The following is a 17,705-nucleotide window of genomic DNA, read 5'->3' as shown; positions in this document are numbered from 1 at the left end:
ATTTTTTTTATTAAAAAAGGTAGGAAAAAAAGAGTAGCTGTTGTTCTATAGATGTACGAACAGTACGAGCGACGTTAAACTAAAAAAATAATTTTTTGCCGAAAGGGAAAATTGCTAAAAAAGAATAATATTTATAATACTTTTTTTCATGATAAGAGAAAGCTTCAGATTTCTGAAGCTTTTTTCTTTATGTAATTATGGTATTCCAATTTTTTGAAACTATCCAGATAAAATAACCAAAGAAGATTGCACTAACTAGAAACTTTAAAGTTGCAGAAGCTAAGAAACCAAGAAAGGAACCAAAAGCTGCCTTTATAGCTCTATTTGTGTCTTTACTATCATGTAGCATTTCTCCTAGTAAAGCGCCCAAAAATGCTCCAATAATAAACCCTCCGGGTACAGGGATGAAGAATAACCCTATTATAAGACCTATTGTAGTACCAAAAACACCGTATCTACTGCCTCCAAATTTTTTGGTGCCCATGGCAGGGATAAAATAATCGAGTATCCAAATAAGAATTGCAATTCCTAAAGTGATGCCTAAAAAGACCCAATCTAATGGTACAGCTTTGGTTAAATGTAAAAATAATAAACCTACCCATCCAGATAAAGGCCCTGGTAAAACTGGCAGAAAAGAGCCTATTAAGCCAAGACATAGAAAAAAAAGTCCTAGAATTAATAATAGAATATCCATAGTTTTTTGATTGATGTTTTTTTATTAGTGGGTTAAAACTATACATTGTTACTTAAATATTGAAAATATTAAGAAAACATTGTTTATAAATGGTAAAGACGCGCCTTAGATAAAACTAAAAAAATTGTACTTTCACATTGTCAATTGATATACAATGATTCAACGCGTATTGGTAGTTATCTTGGTAGCTTTATTTATTTCGTGCGACCGATCGTCGTCTACTACCACTACTGTTCGTTTGCAATCTTTAGATACAATCATTGATTATACTTCTGTAGATACATACCCTTTATTTTCCAATTGTCACGAGATCAATAGTAAACCTGAACAAAAAGAATGCTTTGAATTGGCTTTGACCGAATTACTATCAACGAAGCTAAAAAGAGTTGACTATAAAGTTAAAGAGAAAGTTAATGATTCATCTTATGTAAATTTACTGATAAATACGAATGGTAAAACCAAGGTTGTTTCAATTTCTTCACCACCAAGCATTAAAAATAACTTACCTCAGCTTGATAGTATTATTAAGCAGAGTGTTAATGAGTTGCCTATAGTAAAACCTGCCATTAAGCGGGGTATTCCGGTGCGTTCGCAATATCAGCTGGCAGTAGTTATAAGAACAGATTAATCAAAAACGAATAGCTAACTTCTTCATTAATCGAAGCACTTCTATATATAGCCAAATTAGAGTTACTAGTAAGCCCCAAGTAGCAACCCATTCGTAATATTTGGGGGCACTACCTGTTTTTCTATCAATAAAATCAAAATCAAGCAATAAAGAAAAAGAAGCGACTATAGCTGCTATTATGTTGAATCCAATAGCAAACCATGAGGTTCCCCAAACGAAAGGTAAACTAAGTCCGAATATAGTTAGTATCCAATTAATAATGTAAATAAAAAAAATTGTAACCGCAGTAGAGATAATAACACTTCTAAATCTTTTGGTAACAATAATAATGCGCGCCCTATAAAGTATCAACATTACAAAAAAAGTTAGAACTGTAATGCTCACTGCTTTCATTGGCATTCCTGGAAACCTAATTTCGGCATAAGCAGAAATACCACCTAAAAATAATCCTTTAGCTAAGGCATATAGTGGTGTAGTATATGGAGCCCAAGTGCGTTTATAGGAGGTTAAAAGACTAAAAAAAATGGCAGCTAACATTCCGCCTGAAGTATACCACTTTACATCAACTCCTTTATATACTAAATCCCAAACATACCATGTTGTTGCTGCAACTAAAATTAAGCTAAAAAGGGATTTAATAAAAATACCTCCAAGACTCATCTTATTAACACTAGATCGCTGAGGTTTCCAGATATAGTTTGTAAATGCAGGATTTGAAGTACGATAGTTTGCTAAAGACATGTTGATCTGGTTATCGTTTAAATCTTCTTCCTTTCCACTGATAACCAGAGGTTAAAGAAGCTATTGCTACAAACATACTAAAAAAAGGATAGATAATGCTGCTTAAAAAATAGTGGGGAAGCTCCTTTTTTTGATTGAAGAAAGCGGCAGTTTTAAATATTAAAAGAGCATCAATAAATAATTTAATTAGGAAGATGATCAGTAAAATCAACCATGAAAATTTTCCTAAAATACTTAATGCTAATAAAATAATGAGCAACACATTTTTTATAAAAACCGAAAAAGCAACTAGTTTGCTAAATCGATTTTTATATCCTGTTGATTTCGCTGCCCAACGTATACGCTGTTGCACTAGTAATTTAAAACTTGATTGGGTATTAGAGGATACAATGGCATTACTTGATTTTAAATAAACAACTTCGTTTGGGTACTTATGCGAGACTTTTTCTAGTAAAAAAATATCATCGCCGCTGGCAATGGTTGTATTTCCTTCAAAACCATTTAGATCCTTAAAAACTTCTTTGCTGTAACAGAGGTTAGCGCCATTACACAAAAAAGGGTTTTTAATGCCAAACCCACCAATCGTCGCACCTTGCAAACTTAACATATCTAGTAGCTGAAACTTATCTAAAAAGCTATTTATTGGCGCATAAGTTACCGGTCCCACAATTAGTTTTGGTGATTTTTTAGTAATGATTGAGTTAAAAGCTCGGAGCCAATTTTTCGGAACTTTACAATCGGCATCCGTGGTGATGATCCAATCGAATTTTGCTTGTTGTATAGCAGTGTTTATTGCATCTTTTTTAGGTGAATTGGTTTTTCTAATATTGTCAATTATCGTAACGCTTGATTGAAAGGAATTATTTAGAGTGATTTTCTTAATAGTGTCGACAGAATTATCTTCAGAATCGTCATTCACAAAGATTATTTCATAGTTGTTTTTTAGGTAATCTAATGCTCGTAAGCTTCTCAATAGTTTTGGTAGGTTTTGTTCTTCATTGCGAAACGGAATTACTATTGAAAATGCATGAGAAGAGTTGTTATTTAGCTTTTTAATATTTTTTACATGACCAAACCCAATGATAAAAGAACCAATAATAAAGATATATACTAACGTAATAACAAGTGCTGCAAAAATCATTGTAAATTATCTTTAGTTTCAAATGCAGAAGGTAAATTGAAATTAAGCACAAAGTAGCTTCCAAAAATGGCTGGTAATGCAAAATTAAGCAACCACATTAATAAAGTAATGGTAACAATAATAAGTTCATTTACAGGATAAAAACTAAATACCCAAACGGCAACGGAACCTTTAATTAGCCAATCAAAAAAAGACAAACTGGGAACGATTGACGCAATAAGATACATTGAGCTTATTAAAGCCATCGCGGTTAAATAATCAATTTTTACATTAAAAATTGTTAATAAAAAATAGAACTGGAAAGAAAATATCAAGTATCTAATAATTGAAAAGAAAGTAGTTTTTACATGAGTTGAAAAAGGGAGTTCTTTTATAAAACGTATAATGCGATCAATGTAAAACCCCTGAATTTTTCTACCTCTAAATCTGCTGCCAATTAAAACAAATGCTACGATAAGTACCACGAAGTATATAACTTTACGCAATCTAAATATTTCTAAATTGACATCATAATTTGAAAAAAAATACATGAGTCCTACTGTGCCAAAAAATAGGGTTGTTATCATTTGAACGCCATTACCAACAAGATTTAAGAGCATGATCTTTCGTCGATTCCCTTTTGTATAGTAAATAGCCTTTGCTCCATATTCTCCAATTCGGTTAGGAGTAAAAAGTGAAGCCGTAAGTGCCCCTAAACTTTGTTTCGCAGCATCAGTTATCGTTATCTTCTTAATGGAAGAAGCTAGAGTTTTCCATTTTACAATTTCGAAAAGCCAATTTAAAAGAGTTAAACCCAAAAGAATACTAACAGTTTTACTACTATTTGAAATGCTTACTTCTAATTGCTTTATAAAATCAGTGAACTGAATATGTTCATTGTACATAATTTTATTATAGACAAAATAGAAAGCCCCAGTAATAATACTTAGCTTAACAAGAAGAAATAAGAATTGTTTAGTTTTGTATGGCAGCGATTTGTACATTGCTACAAAGAAAATCATTTAATTATTAAATGTCATTTCGAATCAAAAAAATTGGGATGGAATCTATTATGCAAGATTTCTTAAGGTTTATCCCTAGAAGTGACTGTGATCATTTAGAATATTGAATATCGAAAAAATCATATTAGGAATAGACCCTGGCACAACTGTTATGGGATTTGGACTGATAAAAGTAATTAATAAACAAATGCATTTTTTGCAGTTGAATGAATTACATTTAAGAAAGTACGACGATCACTACACGAAGTTAAAATTAATATTTGATCGTACCATTGAACTGATTGACACTTATCATCCGGATGAGATTGCTATAGAAGCCCCTTTTTACGGCAAAAATGTACAATCAATGCTTAAGTTGGGAAGAGCGCAGGGAGTAGCTATGGCCGCAGGACTATCTCGTCAAATACCTATCACAGAATATTCGCCTAAAAAAATTAAAATGGCAATTACGGGTAATGGAAATGCCAGTAAAGAACAAGTAGCTAAAATGCTTCAAAGCACCTTGCAACTTAAAGAACTGCCAAAGAATCTAGATTCAACAGATGGATTGGCCGCGGCGGTATGCCATTTTTATAATGAAGGCAAAGTTGAGGTTGGTAAAAGCTATTCAGGTTGGGCAAGTTTTATAAAGAATAATCCTAAAAAAATAGGATAATTGGCCGGAATTTATATTCATATCCCTTTTTGCAAACAAGCTTGTTATTATTGCGATTTTCACTTTTCTACTTCCCTTTCACGTAAAGATGAAATGATGAACTCCTTACTGAAAGAATTGCAAGTTCGAAAAGACGAACTTAAAGATGAACTTATTGAAACCATTTATTTTGGAGGTGGTACCCCAAGTTTATTGACAACTAATGAAGTTCAGTTATTGATTGATGTCGTTTCTAAAAATTACAAGGTAATTGATGAGCCAGAAATTACCTTAGAAGCGAACCCTGATGACTTATCTCAAAAGCAAATACAGGCATTGGCGCATACACCGATTAATAGATTGAGTCTTGGGATTCAATCTTTTTTTGAAGAAGATTTAACAGCAATGAATAGAGCGCATAATTCAAAAGAAGCTAAAGATTCATTAGCCATAGCTGCGCATCATTTTAATAATATTTCTATCGATTTGATCTATGGAATCCCAAATATGAGTAATGATCGATGGAAGCAAAATCTAAAAAAGGCGTTTGATTTTGGCGTTAATCATATTTCGAGCTATGCTTTAACGGTTGAACCAAAAACAGCATTAGAGTCATTTATTAAAAAAGGAAAATATCCTCAGGTTTCGGAAGAAGTAGCAGCGGAACATTTTAAAATTCTTGTCGAAGAAACAGAAAAAAAGGGTTTTGTGCAGTATGAGACTTCTAATTTCGGCAAAAAAGGATATTTCTCTAAACACAATACCTCTTATTGGTTTGGGAAACCATATTTAGGTATAGGTCCATCAGCACATTCTTTTAATGGAAACCAACGTAGTTGGAATGTTTCGAATAATGCAAGGTATATTAAAGCAATGCAACAAGGTATATTGCCTCAAGAACTTGAGGTACTATCTGATAATGACAGATTTAACGAATATATAATGACTGGCCTAAGAACTATTTGGGGCATTTCTTTAGAAAAAATTGAAAACGAATATGGATTTCAAATAAAAGAACAACTATTGCATAGTGTTCAAAAATTTATTGACGAAGAATTAATTATTAGCGTAAATAACAAATTAAAAACTTCACAAAAAGGCAAATTTTTAGTAGACGGAATCGCTTCAGACTTATTCTTGATTTAGTATATTTGAAGTGTGATTGCTACAGTAGAGTATAACTCTAGAAAACTTAAGATAGACTTATCTAAACCCATTGATATTTCAATGCCTTTGAGAGCATCGAAAGAGAATGTTAACGTTTGGTACATAGATAAACCAAAAATAAAACCTGTAAAGCTAGGTAATTGGATTGGTAGAGTGCGAAAAGGTGGTTCGGTAAATTTTAATAATATTCGTTTTAATCCACATGCACACGGAACCCATACTGAATGTGTTGGCCACATTACAAATGAATTTCATTCTATCAATCAAAATCTCAAACAATTTTTCTTTTTATCAGAATTGATTACGGTTGCGCCAGAAAAGAATAATGAAGACTTTGTAATATCAAAAAAGCAAGTTCAGTTTGCGTTAGGTAATAAGAAAAGAGAAGCAATTATTATTAGAACGATTCCGAATACAAAAGAAAAATTAAGTAAAAAATACTCGAATACGAACTGGCCATATTTGTTGGAGGATGCAGCAATCTATTTACGAGAAAAAGGAATAAAGCATTTACTAATAGACTTACCTAGTGTAGATAAAGAAAAAGATGACGGAAAATTAGCCTCACATAACGCTTTTTGGAATACTAAAGGTAAACTACGGAAAGATGCCACTATTACTGAGCTTATCTATGTTCCTAATAGTATAAAAGATGGTATTTACTTTTTAAACTTGCAAATTGCTCCATTTGAAAATGATGCCTCCCCAAGCAAACCAATTCTTTATAAAATAGAGAATTAATATGATAGAAATATCAATTGATAAAGAGCGACTTGATCTTGAGGTAATCCATGCTTTTTTAACCAAATCTTATTGGGCAAAGGGAAGAACATTAAGTGATGTAAAAAAAACAGTTAACAGTTGTCTTTGTTTTGGAGTTTATTTAGAAAATAAGCAAATTGGTTTTGCTAGAGTTCTAACGGATTATGCTGTTTTTGCATACTTAATGGATGTTTTTATTTTACCAGAACATCGCGGTAAAGGATATTCGAAACAATTGATGAAAGCAATGATGGAGAATGAAGATATAAAGACCTGCAAATGGATGCTAAAAACCAGCGATGCACATGGCTTATATGAACAATTTGGATTTAAGTTAGCACAGCAGCCTGAAATAGTGATGGAAAGAAATTGAAAATGAATATAGAAGAACTTCGAGATTATTGTTTAAGTAAAAAAGCTGCATCTGAAGATTTTCCTTTTGATGAGGAAACATTGGTCTTAAGAGTATTAGGTAAAATATTTGCTATTATTCCGCTAGAACGAACACCTGCTCAAATAAATTTGAAATGCGATCCGGAAAGAGCTGTCCAACTTCGTGAAGAGTATGACGGACTTATTTATGGTGGTTATCATATGAATAAAAAACATTGGAATACTGTTGAAATCCCTCAGTTATCACCTCAATTGATTAAAGACCTCGTAGATCACTCATATGATTTAATTGTTGAAAAGATGCCTAAGAAAATGAAAGAACAGCTTATTTAAAGATTCTATTTTCTGGCTTTTCTAAACTGCTGTGGTGTTATACCTTTAAATTTTTTAAAAAATCGATTAAAATTCGAGATATTATTAAAACCTGATTGTTCTGCAATTTCAACAATAGACTGTTCCTTATTTGAACTTAATAATTTGCATGCATTCTCAACACGTAGCTCAGTTAAAAAACTCACATAAGTTTTATTGGTTCTCTTTTTAAAATATTTACAGAATGCATTTTTGGTCATATTAGCAACTGAAGCTATTTCATTTAAAGTAATTTGTTGGCTGTAGTTATTTACGGTAAACTCCATTATATTACTCATGCGCTTCCCCTCATTATCTGAATATTGTTTTTTATAAATAAAAGAAGATAAAGATTCATAATTACTTTCAGATATGATTTTTAAAATCTTAAGAAATGTAATAAATCGCTCATATTTGCTTTGGGTTTTCAAAACCAGAAAAAGAGATTTCAGCTCCCCATTTTTGGAAATGACTTTGCATCCATTTATAGACCACTTAAAGAATGATTGAATTGATTTCATTTCTTCTAATTCGAAAAAATGATCTCCAAAAGAATTTTTAGTAAAAAATAATGTTAGCATTAACGATTTCGAATGTGACGCTTCGCTTTTAAAAACATGAGGTAGGTTACTACCTATAATCAATAAGTCACCTTCTTTATAGTCATTTATGCTGTCTCCAACGATTAAAGTGCCTCTACCACTTGAAATGTAGCTCAATTGAATTTCTTCATGTTGGTGATACTTATTATAGAATACAAATTCATGATCTTCTTGATAAACCAGCGCATCATCGTTGGGCTTCGGAATTTTGAATGGAAATACCTTCATGGTATAAAATTACGCAATTATGAGATAAAATATATAAAATAGGATAATTTAATATCATTATTGGATAAAACACTATCTGTCTTTTAATATACCCTTATCTAATTTTGCAATATAAAAATGTAATTATGAGTATAACTTGGAAAGGCGTTATGCCTGCAGTAACCACAAAGTTTAATAACGATGATACCTTAGACCTTAAGATGTTTGAGGTAAATATTAAGGCACAATTAGAAGCGGGTGTACATGGTATTGTTTTAGGCGGAACCTTAGGCGAGGCCAGTACTTTGAACGATGATGAAAAACGAATATTAACAAAAACAACTGTTAACTTAGTAGATGGTAGTGTTCCAGTATTGATAAATATTGCCGAACAAACGACCAAAGGTGCTATTGAAGCGGCCCAAAAAGCCGAAGAAGATGGAGCGAAGGGATTAATGATGTTACCTCCAATGCGCTATAAAGCTGGAGATCATGAAACTGTTGAATACTTTAAAGCTGTAGCAAATAATACTTCACTACCGATAATGGTCTATAATAATCCGGTTGATTATAAAATAGAAGTAACTCTTGATATGTTTGATGAACTATTAAAATGTGATAACATAGAGGCTGTTAAAGAATCTACACGAGATATTTCTAATGTAACACGTATTAAAAATCGTTTTGGTGATCGATTAAAGATTATGACTGGTGTAGATACATTGGCTTTAGAAAGCTTACTAATGGGTGCAGACGGTTGGATTGCCGGATTGGTTTGTGCTTTTCCTGCTGAAACAGTTGCGATATATGAATTGCAAAAAGTGGGTAGAATAAAAGAAGCCTTGGAAATTTATCGATGGTTTTTACCATTGCTTGAATTAGATATAAACCCTAAATTAGTACAAAATATCAAACTAGCTGAGGTAGCTACGGGTATTGGCACCGAAAATGTTAGAGCTCCAAGATTGCCTTTACATGGTAAGGAGAGAGCACATGTTTTAAATGTAATAGAAGAAGGCTTAAGAAATCGCCCAAACTTACCAGACTATAAAAACTTAAAATGATTACAGGAAAAAATTATATAGGAAATCACTTATCTGCAAAAGGCAGTAGAACATATAAAACATTTAATCCCCAATTGAATATTGAAAATCAAAATGAGTTTCATGAAGCAACAGAAGAGGAGATAAATGATGCAGTACATTTAGCATCTGTAGCATTTAAAACGTTTAGATCAATATCTGGAAAACAAAAAGCCAAATTTTTAAATGCCATAGCCGATGAAATAGAAGCTTTAGATGATGAGCTGATTGAAGTGTATTGCTCTGAAACAGGCTTACCCGAAGGGCGTGCAAAAGGAGAACGTGGGCGCACCATATTTCAATTAAGATCATTTGCTGAATTGGTAGAAGAAGGATCCTGGGTTGAAGCAACTATAGACACTGCGATTCCTGATAGACAACCAATTCCAAAACCAGACTTGCGGAAGATGATGACACCGCTTGGGCCTGTTGTGGTATTTGGAGCAAGTAATTTCCCTTTAGCATATTCAACTGCAGGTGGTGACACAGCAGCGGCATTAGCAGCCGGTTGTCCAGTTATTGTTAAATCACACCCAATGCATGCCGGAACAGGAGAGTTGGTGGCTTGGGCAATAATTAAAGCCGCCAAAGAAACAAATATGCCTAATGGCGTTTTTTCTAACCTTAATAGCGCTGGAATTGAGGTTGGTGTTCATTTGGTAAAACATTCAGAAGTAAAGGCTGTAGGTTTTACCGGAAGTATCAACGGCGGAAGAGCATTATTCGATTTGGCATCAAAAAGAGACGAGCCGATTCCGGTATTCGCAGAAATGGGAAGTGTAAACCCGGTAGTACTGTTGCCAAATGCATTAGCTAACAAGGTTGATTCTTTAGCAAAAACATATGCAAAATCAATTACTTTAGGTACGGGGCAATTTTGCACCAATCCGGGATTAATATTAGGGATTAAAGGCGCTGAATTGAATCGCTTTATTTCGAAGATTTCAGAAGAAATTCTGCTGCTAGAACCTTCATGTATGTTGCATCCAAATATTATTGGAGCGTACGAGAAAAATAAAGCAAACGCGATTTCACAATCAGGATTAGAAGTAGTTGTTGACTATGAAAATGAAGTTAAAAACAACTATGCTAAGCAAACGATAACAACCACTGATGGGAGCACATTTTTAGAAAACTCATCCTTACATCAAGAGGTTTTTGGCCCATTTTCAATGGTGGTTCAATGTGATGATGCAGCGCAATTAGAAGCGGTAATTTCTCAATTAGAAGGGCAACTAACAGGTACAGTGATTTCTGATAATTCAGAAGCATTAGAATATAATGGAGTCTTAGAAGCTTTAAAGAATAGAGTAGGGCGTATTATTTTTAATGGCGTGCCAACAGGTGTGGAAGTAAGCCCTTCAATGTTACATGGAGGCCCGTACCCTGCTTCAACCGATAGTCGATTTACAGCGGTAGGTATACATTCAATAAAAAGATGGGTGCGGCCATTTAGCTATCAAGATTGGCCAAATGAGTTACTTCCTAATGAATTAAAGAATGAAAACCCATTGCATATTTCGAGACTCGTAAATGGAAAACAAACGAATTCAAAAATTTAAATTATGAATTGTAAAAAGTTCTTCTTCGGAGTTCTTATTTTGACTTTATTGTTGTCATGTCAACAAGAAGAATCAAATGCCGAAAAACTCCAAAACATAATTGAAAATTATCAAGACCACGAAGGTTATGATAAAAAAGAGTATCCTTTAGGGTTACCTACTAAAGAATATTATAAAGGTGAAGCAGATTTTGCTAAATCAAAACTAGAAGAACTTTCAGAAGTTAATTTAGAAGGCCTGACCGAAACAGAAAGAATTTCGTTAGACCTTTTAAAGTTTGTCTTACAAGATAAAGTTGATTTTTATGAATTTGAGCGGTATTTAAACCCGTTATTATCTGATTCAGGCTTTCATAGTAGTTTGAACTATATGGTGCGCCCATTAACTAGCTATGATAAAACAATAGAATATTTAAATAAACTGAACGCACTTCCTGCTTTTGTGGATCAACATTTTGTGAATTTACGCGAAGGATTAGCTAAAGGAGTTTCGCAACCTCTGGTGATTTTTAAAGGGTACGAATCTACTTATAATGATCATATAGTAGATGACTATTCAAAGAGCTATTTTTATACACCTTTTACTAATTTACCACAAACTTTAACTCAAACCCAAAAGGATTCTGTATTAGAAGCAGCTAAAAATGTCATAGAAGAAAAAGTTGTACCTCAATTTACAAGAATAAAAGAATTTTTTGAAAATGAATATTATGCTAAAACAAGAAAAACTTTGGGTGTTTCAGAAACTCCTAATGGTAAAGACTACTATCAAAATAGGATAAACTTTTATACAACAAGTACTAAATATACGGCTGATGATATTCATAAAATTGGTTTGCAAGAAGTAGCGCGAATTAAGTCAGAAATGGAAAAGATCATTGCAGAATTAAACTTTCAAGGCAGCTTTGATGATTTTTTCAAATTTCTAAGAACAGATGAACAATTTTATGCTAAATCGGGAGAAGAATTGCTAATGATCGCGCGTGATATGGCAAAGCGCGCAGATGCACAGTTGCCTCGCTTTTTTAAAACATTACCTCGTAAACCTTATGGTGTAGCACCTGTACCAGATGCAATAGCTCCAAAATATACTACTGGGAGGTATATAGGTACAGAAAAAAATAGTACAGACCCTGGATTCTATTGGGTGAATACCTATGATCTACCAAGTAGAACATTATATACAATGCCTGCTTTAACAGTACATGAAGCTGTGCCCGGCCACCACCTGCAAGGAGCTCTAAATAATGAGTTAGGCGATAGTATTCCTAAGTTTAGAAAAAACTTATACCTATCGGCTTATGGTGAAGGTTGGGGTTTGTATACAGAATTTTTGGCTGATGAAATGGGAATGTATACTACGCCTTATGAAAAATTCGGACAGCTAACTTATGAGATGTGGAGAGCTTGTAGATTAGTAGTTGATACAGGTATACATGCCAAAGGTTGGACAAGAGACGAGGTTGTTGATTTTATGGCTAAAAATACTGCGCTGTCTTTGCATGAAATCAATACAGAAACCGATCGCTATATTTCTTGGCCAGGCCAAGCTTTATCGTATAAAATTGGAGAATTGAAAATTAGAGAATTGCGTAAAAAAGCAGAGGAAGAATTAGGGTCAAAATTTAATATCCGAGATTTTCATGAAGTTATATTAGAGCAAGGCACGGTAACACTTGCTATTCTAGAAGAAAGAATCAATAATTATATAGAAAAAATAAAGAATGCCTCGTAGTATTTTTAAATGCATTGATGGTCATACATGTGGAAATCCTGTACGAGTAGTGAAAGAAGGAGCTCCGCGTTTGAATGGCGCTAGTATGAGCGAAAAACGACAGCATTTTTTAAAGGAATATGATTGGATCCGTAAAGGACTCATGTTTGAACCCAGAGGGCACGATATGATGAGTGGGAGTTTTATCTATCCGCCGCACGATCCTAAAAATGATTTTGCCATTTTGTTTATAGAAACATCTGGTTGTTTACCTATGTGCGGACACGGAACCATAGGAACCATAACAATTGGTATTGAAGAAGGGTTGATTCAACCGAAAATACCCGGAAGAATACGAATGGAAGCCCCCGCTGGATTAGTAGAAATAGAATACAAACAGACGAGAAATAAAGTAGACTGGGTAAAACTTACCAATGTTAAAAGTTATCTCGCTGCTGAAGGTCTTTTAATTGATTGCCCAGAATTAGGAGAGATTGCCTTTGACGTAGCTTATGGAGGGAATTTTTATGCGATTGTCGATCCACAAAGTAATTTTTCGGGAATACAAGATTATACAGCCAGTAAAATTATCCAATACTCACAAGTGGTTCGAAAAAGGATTAACGAAAAATATCCCGAATTATTTGTTCACCCTGAAAATGAAACTATTAGAGACGTTTCTCATATGCTTTGGACAGGAAGTACCTTAGATGCAAAGTCTTCGGGAAGAAACGCGGTTTTTTATGGAGATAAGGCGATAGATCGCTCACCATGTGGCACAGGCACGTCTGCGCGTTTAGCCCAATTACATGCAAAAGGGAAACTGAAAAAAAAGGAAGAGTTTATTCACGAAAGCTATATTGGCAGTAAGTTCATTGGACAAGTTGAAGAAGAAACAACAATTGGAAACCTAAAAGCTATTATACCAAGTGTTAGAGGCTGGGCAAAAGTATATGGATATAATACAATTATTATTGATGATGAAGATGATCCATATGCACATGGATTTCAAGTAATCTAACCTAAAGAACTAATGAAAGTAAAATATCGTATGAGACATTTTTTATATTTAGTGTTTGTCCTATTCATTGGATACAATCAAATACACTCCCAGAAAATAAGCCTAGACAATTATAAACGCGCCGTTGGTTTTATGTATAATAATTACAATAATAAAACAGTGTTTAATTTTCATACAGATGCGCATTGGTTTAAGGACAATTCTGGACTATGGTATACTAATTTTGATGAATCGGGTAAAACATTTAAAACAGTTGATTTTAAGGGTAAAAATCCCAAAGATTTATTTGATCATGTAAAATTAACTGGAGCACTTAATCAAATACTAAAAGATAGTTTAGATGCAAATGAATTGCCTATTTCTGCTATTGAAAAAAGAAAAGATGGCTATCTAACGATTGAAATAAAAGATAAAAAATACAATCTCAACCTTTCATCATATTCATTAGATCAAATCAAGAAAGAAGATAAAAAAGAGAATCCTCATGAAACAAAATCTCCAGATGGTAATTGGATAGCATTCACAAAAGATTATAACCTATTCATAAAATCAACTAAAACAAATGAAGAGTTTCAGTTGAGTAAAAATGGGGTCAAAGGTTATGAATATGGGTCATGGTACGGATGGTATGACAAAATGGAAGGTGAAAATGGAGAACGCCCAAAACGATTTTATGTGAGTTGGTCTAAAGACAGTAAGTGGATAGCAACAAGTGTTGTAGACACTAGAACTGCTGAAAAGATGTATCTGTTAGATTATAGTATAGATACGTTGTATAAGCCCAAACTGCTTTCTTATTATAGAGGATCGCCGGGTGACACCACCATGGTACATATTGAGCCAGTTTTTTACAATATAGCTGGTAAAAATGAGGTGAAAACAAAGCTTCCGAGAGGGACTCATATTAATTCTGTTTCAGTACAATGGTCAGAAACCTCAGGAGTTCTATTTGCTAATTATTCTGAAAGAGGATATCAAAAAGAAGTAGTAGAACGAGTAAACCTAAATACCAATACTCAACAAACATTAGTTGACATTAGAAGTAAAACAAATATTGATAATTTTTGGTACAAACCGATAAAGGGTTCTCAAAAAATAATATACTTATCTGAAGAAGATGGATGGAGGCAACTATATATGTTAGACATAGATACTAACAAAAAAAAGCGTCTAACATCTGGCGGATATTATATAAATAATGTAGTGCATACCGATGATAAAAACGGAATACTTTATTATATGGCTTCAGGTAGGGATGCTAGCATGAATCCTTATCACCAACAGCTCTATAAGGTAGATTTTAATGGAAAAGAAACACTATTAACAAGCGAAAAAAAACATCATCGAATTTCATTTTCAAAAAGTGGAAAATATTTTGTTGATAATATGTCAACCATTAATATACCCACAAAAACGGTATTGAGAGCAGCTAAAAATGGAAAAACCTTAGCATTATTGACCGAGGCGAAAATATCGAATGCCATTCCTAAAGGGTGGGAAGCACCAGAAGTATTTGAACTCACAGCTAATGATGGAAAAACAACCATTTATGGGGCTTTATGGAAACCCACAGATTTTGATGAAAATAAAAGGTATCCAATAATTGATGCCACTTATACAGGGCCACATACTCAAGTGTTTCCTAAATCTTATGATGCTATATTTTATAACCAATCTTTAGCAGAATTTGGATTTATAGTAATGAGAGTAGATGGTCTTGGAACTTCGGGTCGTTCTAAGGAGTTTCACAATCATTCCTATAAAAATATGGGAAATAACCTTCAAGATCATGTATTAGCAATTAAACATTTAGCTCAAAATTATTCTTGGATTGATGCCAATAAGGTTGGGATTTATGGACATTCTGCCGGAGGTTTTGATACCGGAAGAGCATTACTCGCATTTCCAGATTTTTATAAAGTGGGGGTTGCAAGTTCTGCTGATCATGATTTTAGAATGGAAAAAGCATGGTGGCCAGAAATGTATCAAGGTTGGCCCGTAGATTCTACATATCATAAAGTGTCAAATATTACCAATGCGAAAAATCTAAAAGGAAAATTGCTAATCACTCATGGCGGAATGGATGATAATGTAAATCCGTCCGCTACTTTTAAACTAGCAGAAGCACTAATAAGAGCTGATAAAAATTTTGACTTACTTATTTTACCAAGTCAGCGTCATGGTTACAGAAATGATCATCGAAAATATTTTATTAAAAAACGCTGGAATTACTTTATTGAACATCTTTTAGAAGCTCAACCCATATGGAACTTTAAATGGCAGTAACTATGAAACGAAAAATTGCACATATTACTTTGGTAGTAAAAGATTATGATGAGGCCATAGATTTTTATATAAATAAATTACAATTTAAACTAATTGAAGATACGCAGCTTACAGAAAATAAGCGATGGGTTTTGGTATCTCCATCTGGAGATAACTCTTGTAATTTACTGCTTGCGAAGGCTGCTAATAAAAATCAAGAGATAAGTATTGGAAACCAAACAGGAGGAAGAGTTTTCCTCTTTTTATATACTGATAATTTTGAAAGAGATTATAATAACTTAATAGCCCAAAAAGTTACTATTGTAAGAAGTCCGAAAAAAGAGGAATACGGCAAAGTGTTAGTTTTTAAAGACCTTTACGGTAATCTTTGGGACTTAATAGAACCCAGATAAATTTATTATTTTTAATAATACTTAAGCATAAGTGAAAGTTTTAGTAAGAATATTGATCTAAGTAGTATAGTGACAATATGAACAAAGAGATTATCATAATTGGTGGAGGTATTATAGGCTTGTGTTCAGCATACTATCTTCAAAAAGAAGGTCATAGTGTAACAATTATTGATCAATCTAATATGGATGCCGGAGCGTCTTATGTTAATGCCGGATATTTGTCACCCAGTCATATTATTCCTTTATCGGCCCCGGGAGTTATGAAAAAAGGGTTGAAATGGATGTTTAATTCCTCAAGCCCTTTATATATTAAACCCCGTTTGGATATTGATTTTTTAAAATGGACATGGGCATTCAATAAATCTTGTAATGCAAAACATGTTGAAAAATCCATTCCTGTTATTAAAGACATTGCTGTTTTAAGTCAAGAACTTTATGATGAAATTAAGGCTTCGAAAGATTTTAGGTTTCATTATGATAAGAAGGGCCTTTTGATGCTTTGCCAAACTGAGAAATCTCTTAACGAAGAAATTAAAGTTGCTAACTTGGCTATAGATCAGGGTTTAGAAGTTGAAGTGTTAGATAAAAAAGAGCTAAAACATTTAGAACCTAAGGTACATATAAATTCTATTGGGGCAACGTATTATAAATGTGACTCACATACCACACCTAACGAATTTATGGAAGATATGAAGTCGTACTTGCGTAGCGTTGGGGTTAAGTTTCTAATAAATGAGAGCGTAGAGAATATAGAAATATCTTCTTTAAAGATTAAATCGCTTATCACAGATAAGCGAAGTTTAAAGGCTGATGAATTTGTATTGGCAGCAGGCTCATGGAGTCCTATTTTAAGTAAAAAATTAGGTTTAAATATGCTTTTACAAGCTGGGAAGGGTTATCGCATAAATTCAAAAATTGAGCATGGCATAACAATTCCAGCAATTTTAGCTGAAGCCAAAGTTGCTGTTACTCCAATGAATGGATTCACACGCTTCGCGGGTACCATGGAAATAGCAGGAATTAATCATCAAATAAATAAAGTACGAGTAAAGGCTATTGCGGACGCTACGAAAGAATACTATCCAGATGTTATGTTATCTCAAAAGGAAAAAGACGAAGCTGCGTGTGGATTACGCCCAGTTACACCCGATGGTTTGCCTTATATTGGGAAATCGTATAAATGTAATAACCTAACGATTGCTACAGGTCATGCAATGATGGGCTGGAGTATGGCAACGGCCACCGGTAAGCTAGTGCAACAAACTATTGATGTGCAAAAACCTTCACTGAATATCAATATGTTTAACCCAGATAGAAAATTTTAGATC

At 33.5% G+C, this 17,705-nt stretch carries 18 protein-coding genes; 13 read left to right on the top strand and 5 right to left on the bottom strand.

Translation table 11 applies throughout. The features are described 5' to 3' along the window. Window positions 1-187: 187 nt before the first annotated feature. A complete protein-coding gene (locus AC1EUU_RS14630; RefSeq protein WP_480202190.1) occupies window positions 188-694 on the bottom strand; it encodes a DUF456 domain-containing protein in 507 nt (168 codons plus the stop codon). Between the two features lie 154 nt (window positions 695-848). Here AC1EUU_RS14630 and AC1EUU_RS14625 point away from each other — a divergent pair, with 154 nt between their 5' ends. Further along, entirely contained in the window at window positions 849-1,322 is a 474-nt protein-coding gene (locus AC1EUU_RS14625; RefSeq protein ID WP_480202189.1) for a hypothetical protein, read from the top strand. On the opposite strand, the gene AC1EUU_RS14620 is transcribed toward AC1EUU_RS14625, so the two are convergent. From AC1EUU_RS14620 to AC1EUU_RS14610, 3 genes are read right to left on the bottom strand one after another with little or no spacing between them, the layout of a single operon-like run. Further along, window positions 1,323-2,063, bottom strand: a complete 741-nt coding sequence (locus AC1EUU_RS14620) for a Bax inhibitor-1/YccA family protein (protein ID WP_480202188.1) — start codon at window positions 2,061-2,063, stop codon at window positions 1,323-1,325. A 10-nt stretch (window positions 2,064-2,073) separates the two neighbouring features. Beyond that, a complete protein-coding gene (locus AC1EUU_RS14615) occupies window positions 2,074-3,204 on the bottom strand; it encodes a glycosyltransferase family 2 protein (protein WP_480202187.1) in 1,131 nt (376 codons plus the stop codon). Next, the gene (locus tag AC1EUU_RS14610; RefSeq protein ID WP_480202186.1) at window positions 3,201-4,088 is read right to left on the bottom strand and encodes a hypothetical protein; all 888 of its coding nucleotides are present in this window, start codon (window positions 4,086-4,088) and stop codon (window positions 3,201-3,203) included. Before AC1EUU_RS14610 ends, AC1EUU_RS14615 begins: the two co-directional genes overlap by 4 nt. Window positions 4,089-4,308: 220 nt before the next feature. Between AC1EUU_RS14610 and ruvC the strand changes: the two genes are divergently transcribed. The 5 genes from ruvC to AC1EUU_RS14585 are packed head-to-tail and all read left to right on the top strand — an operon-like array spanning window position 4,309 to window position 7,494. Beyond that, window positions 4,309-4,860, top strand: a complete 552-nt coding sequence (ruvC, locus tag AC1EUU_RS14605; protein WP_480202185.1) for a crossover junction endodeoxyribonuclease RuvC — start codon at window positions 4,309-4,311, stop codon at window positions 4,858-4,860. After that, window positions 4,861-5,985 carry a radical SAM family heme chaperone HemW gene (gene hemW / locus AC1EUU_RS14600; protein WP_480202184.1) on the top strand — a complete coding sequence of 375 codons (1,125 nt, stop codon included), beginning with the start codon at window positions 4,861-4,863 and terminating at the stop codon, window positions 5,983-5,985. It abuts the gene before it with no gap. Window positions 5,986-5,997: 12 nt separating this feature from the next. Beyond that, a complete protein-coding gene (locus AC1EUU_RS14595) occupies window positions 5,998-6,747 on the top strand; it encodes a cyclase family protein (RefSeq protein ID WP_480202183.1) in 750 nt (249 codons plus the stop codon). Between the two features lies 1 nt (window position 6,748). Further along, window positions 6,749-7,141, top strand: a complete 393-nt coding sequence (locus AC1EUU_RS14590) for a GNAT family N-acetyltransferase (RefSeq protein WP_480202182.1) — start codon at window positions 6,749-6,751, stop codon at window positions 7,139-7,141. A 2-nt stretch (window positions 7,142-7,143) separates the two neighbouring features. Beyond that, window positions 7,144-7,494 (top strand): MmcQ/YjbR family DNA-binding protein, encoded by a 351-nt coding sequence (locus tag AC1EUU_RS14585; protein ID WP_480202181.1) that lies wholly within the window; start codon window positions 7,144-7,146, stop codon window positions 7,492-7,494. 5 nt (window positions 7,495-7,499) lie between these two features. On the opposite strand, the gene AC1EUU_RS14580 is transcribed toward AC1EUU_RS14585, so the two are convergent. Next, window positions 7,500-8,342, bottom strand: coding sequence for an AraC family transcriptional regulator (locus AC1EUU_RS14580; RefSeq protein ID WP_480202180.1), 843 nt, complete (start codon window positions 8,340-8,342; stop codon window positions 7,500-7,502). A gap of 125 nt (window positions 8,343-8,467) precedes the next feature. Between AC1EUU_RS14580 and AC1EUU_RS14575 the strand changes: the two genes are divergently transcribed. From AC1EUU_RS14575 to AC1EUU_RS14545, 7 genes are all read left to right on the top strand, one after another. Further along, complete coding sequence (locus tag AC1EUU_RS14575; RefSeq protein ID WP_480202179.1) at window positions 8,468-9,385, top strand: dihydrodipicolinate synthase family protein; 918 nt, start codon at window positions 8,468-8,470, stop codon at window positions 9,383-9,385. Continuing rightward, window positions 9,382-10,965: an aldehyde dehydrogenase (NADP(+)) gene (locus AC1EUU_RS14570; RefSeq protein ID WP_480202178.1), complete on the top strand. Its 1,584-nt coding sequence runs from the start codon at window positions 9,382-9,384 to the stop codon at window positions 10,963-10,965. Before AC1EUU_RS14575 ends, AC1EUU_RS14570 begins: the two co-directional genes overlap by 4 nt. 3 nt (window positions 10,966-10,968) lie before the next feature. Beyond that, window positions 10,969-12,699, top strand: a complete 1,731-nt coding sequence (locus AC1EUU_RS14565) for a DUF885 domain-containing protein (RefSeq protein WP_480202177.1) — start codon at window positions 10,969-10,971, stop codon at window positions 12,697-12,699. Then, the gene (locus tag AC1EUU_RS14560; RefSeq protein WP_480202176.1) at window positions 12,689-13,699 is read left to right on the top strand and encodes a 4-hydroxyproline epimerase; all 1,011 of its coding nucleotides are present in this window, start codon (window positions 12,689-12,691) and stop codon (window positions 13,697-13,699) included. The genes AC1EUU_RS14565 and AC1EUU_RS14560 overlap by 11 nt, the downstream gene beginning before the upstream one ends. Window positions 13,700-13,711: 12 nt before the next feature. Then, window positions 13,712-15,985 carry a S9 family peptidase gene (locus AC1EUU_RS14555; RefSeq protein WP_480202175.1) on the top strand — a complete coding sequence of 758 codons (2,274 nt, stop codon included), beginning with the start codon at window positions 13,712-13,714 and terminating at the stop codon, window positions 15,983-15,985. A gap of 2 nt (window positions 15,986-15,987) precedes the next feature. Next, entirely contained in the window at window positions 15,988-16,377 is a 390-nt protein-coding gene (locus AC1EUU_RS14550; RefSeq protein WP_480202174.1) for a VOC family protein, read from the top strand. Between the two features lie 77 nt (window positions 16,378-16,454). Continuing rightward, the gene (locus AC1EUU_RS14545; protein WP_480202173.1) at window positions 16,455-17,702 is read left to right on the top strand and encodes an NAD(P)/FAD-dependent oxidoreductase; all 1,248 of its coding nucleotides are present in this window, start codon (window positions 16,455-16,457) and stop codon (window positions 17,700-17,702) included. Window positions 17,703-17,705 lie beyond the last annotated feature (3 nt).

The organism is Maritimimonas sp. 2205BS37-2 (assembly GCF_056591755.1).
This window is presented reverse-complemented; position numbering and strand designations above follow the sequence as displayed.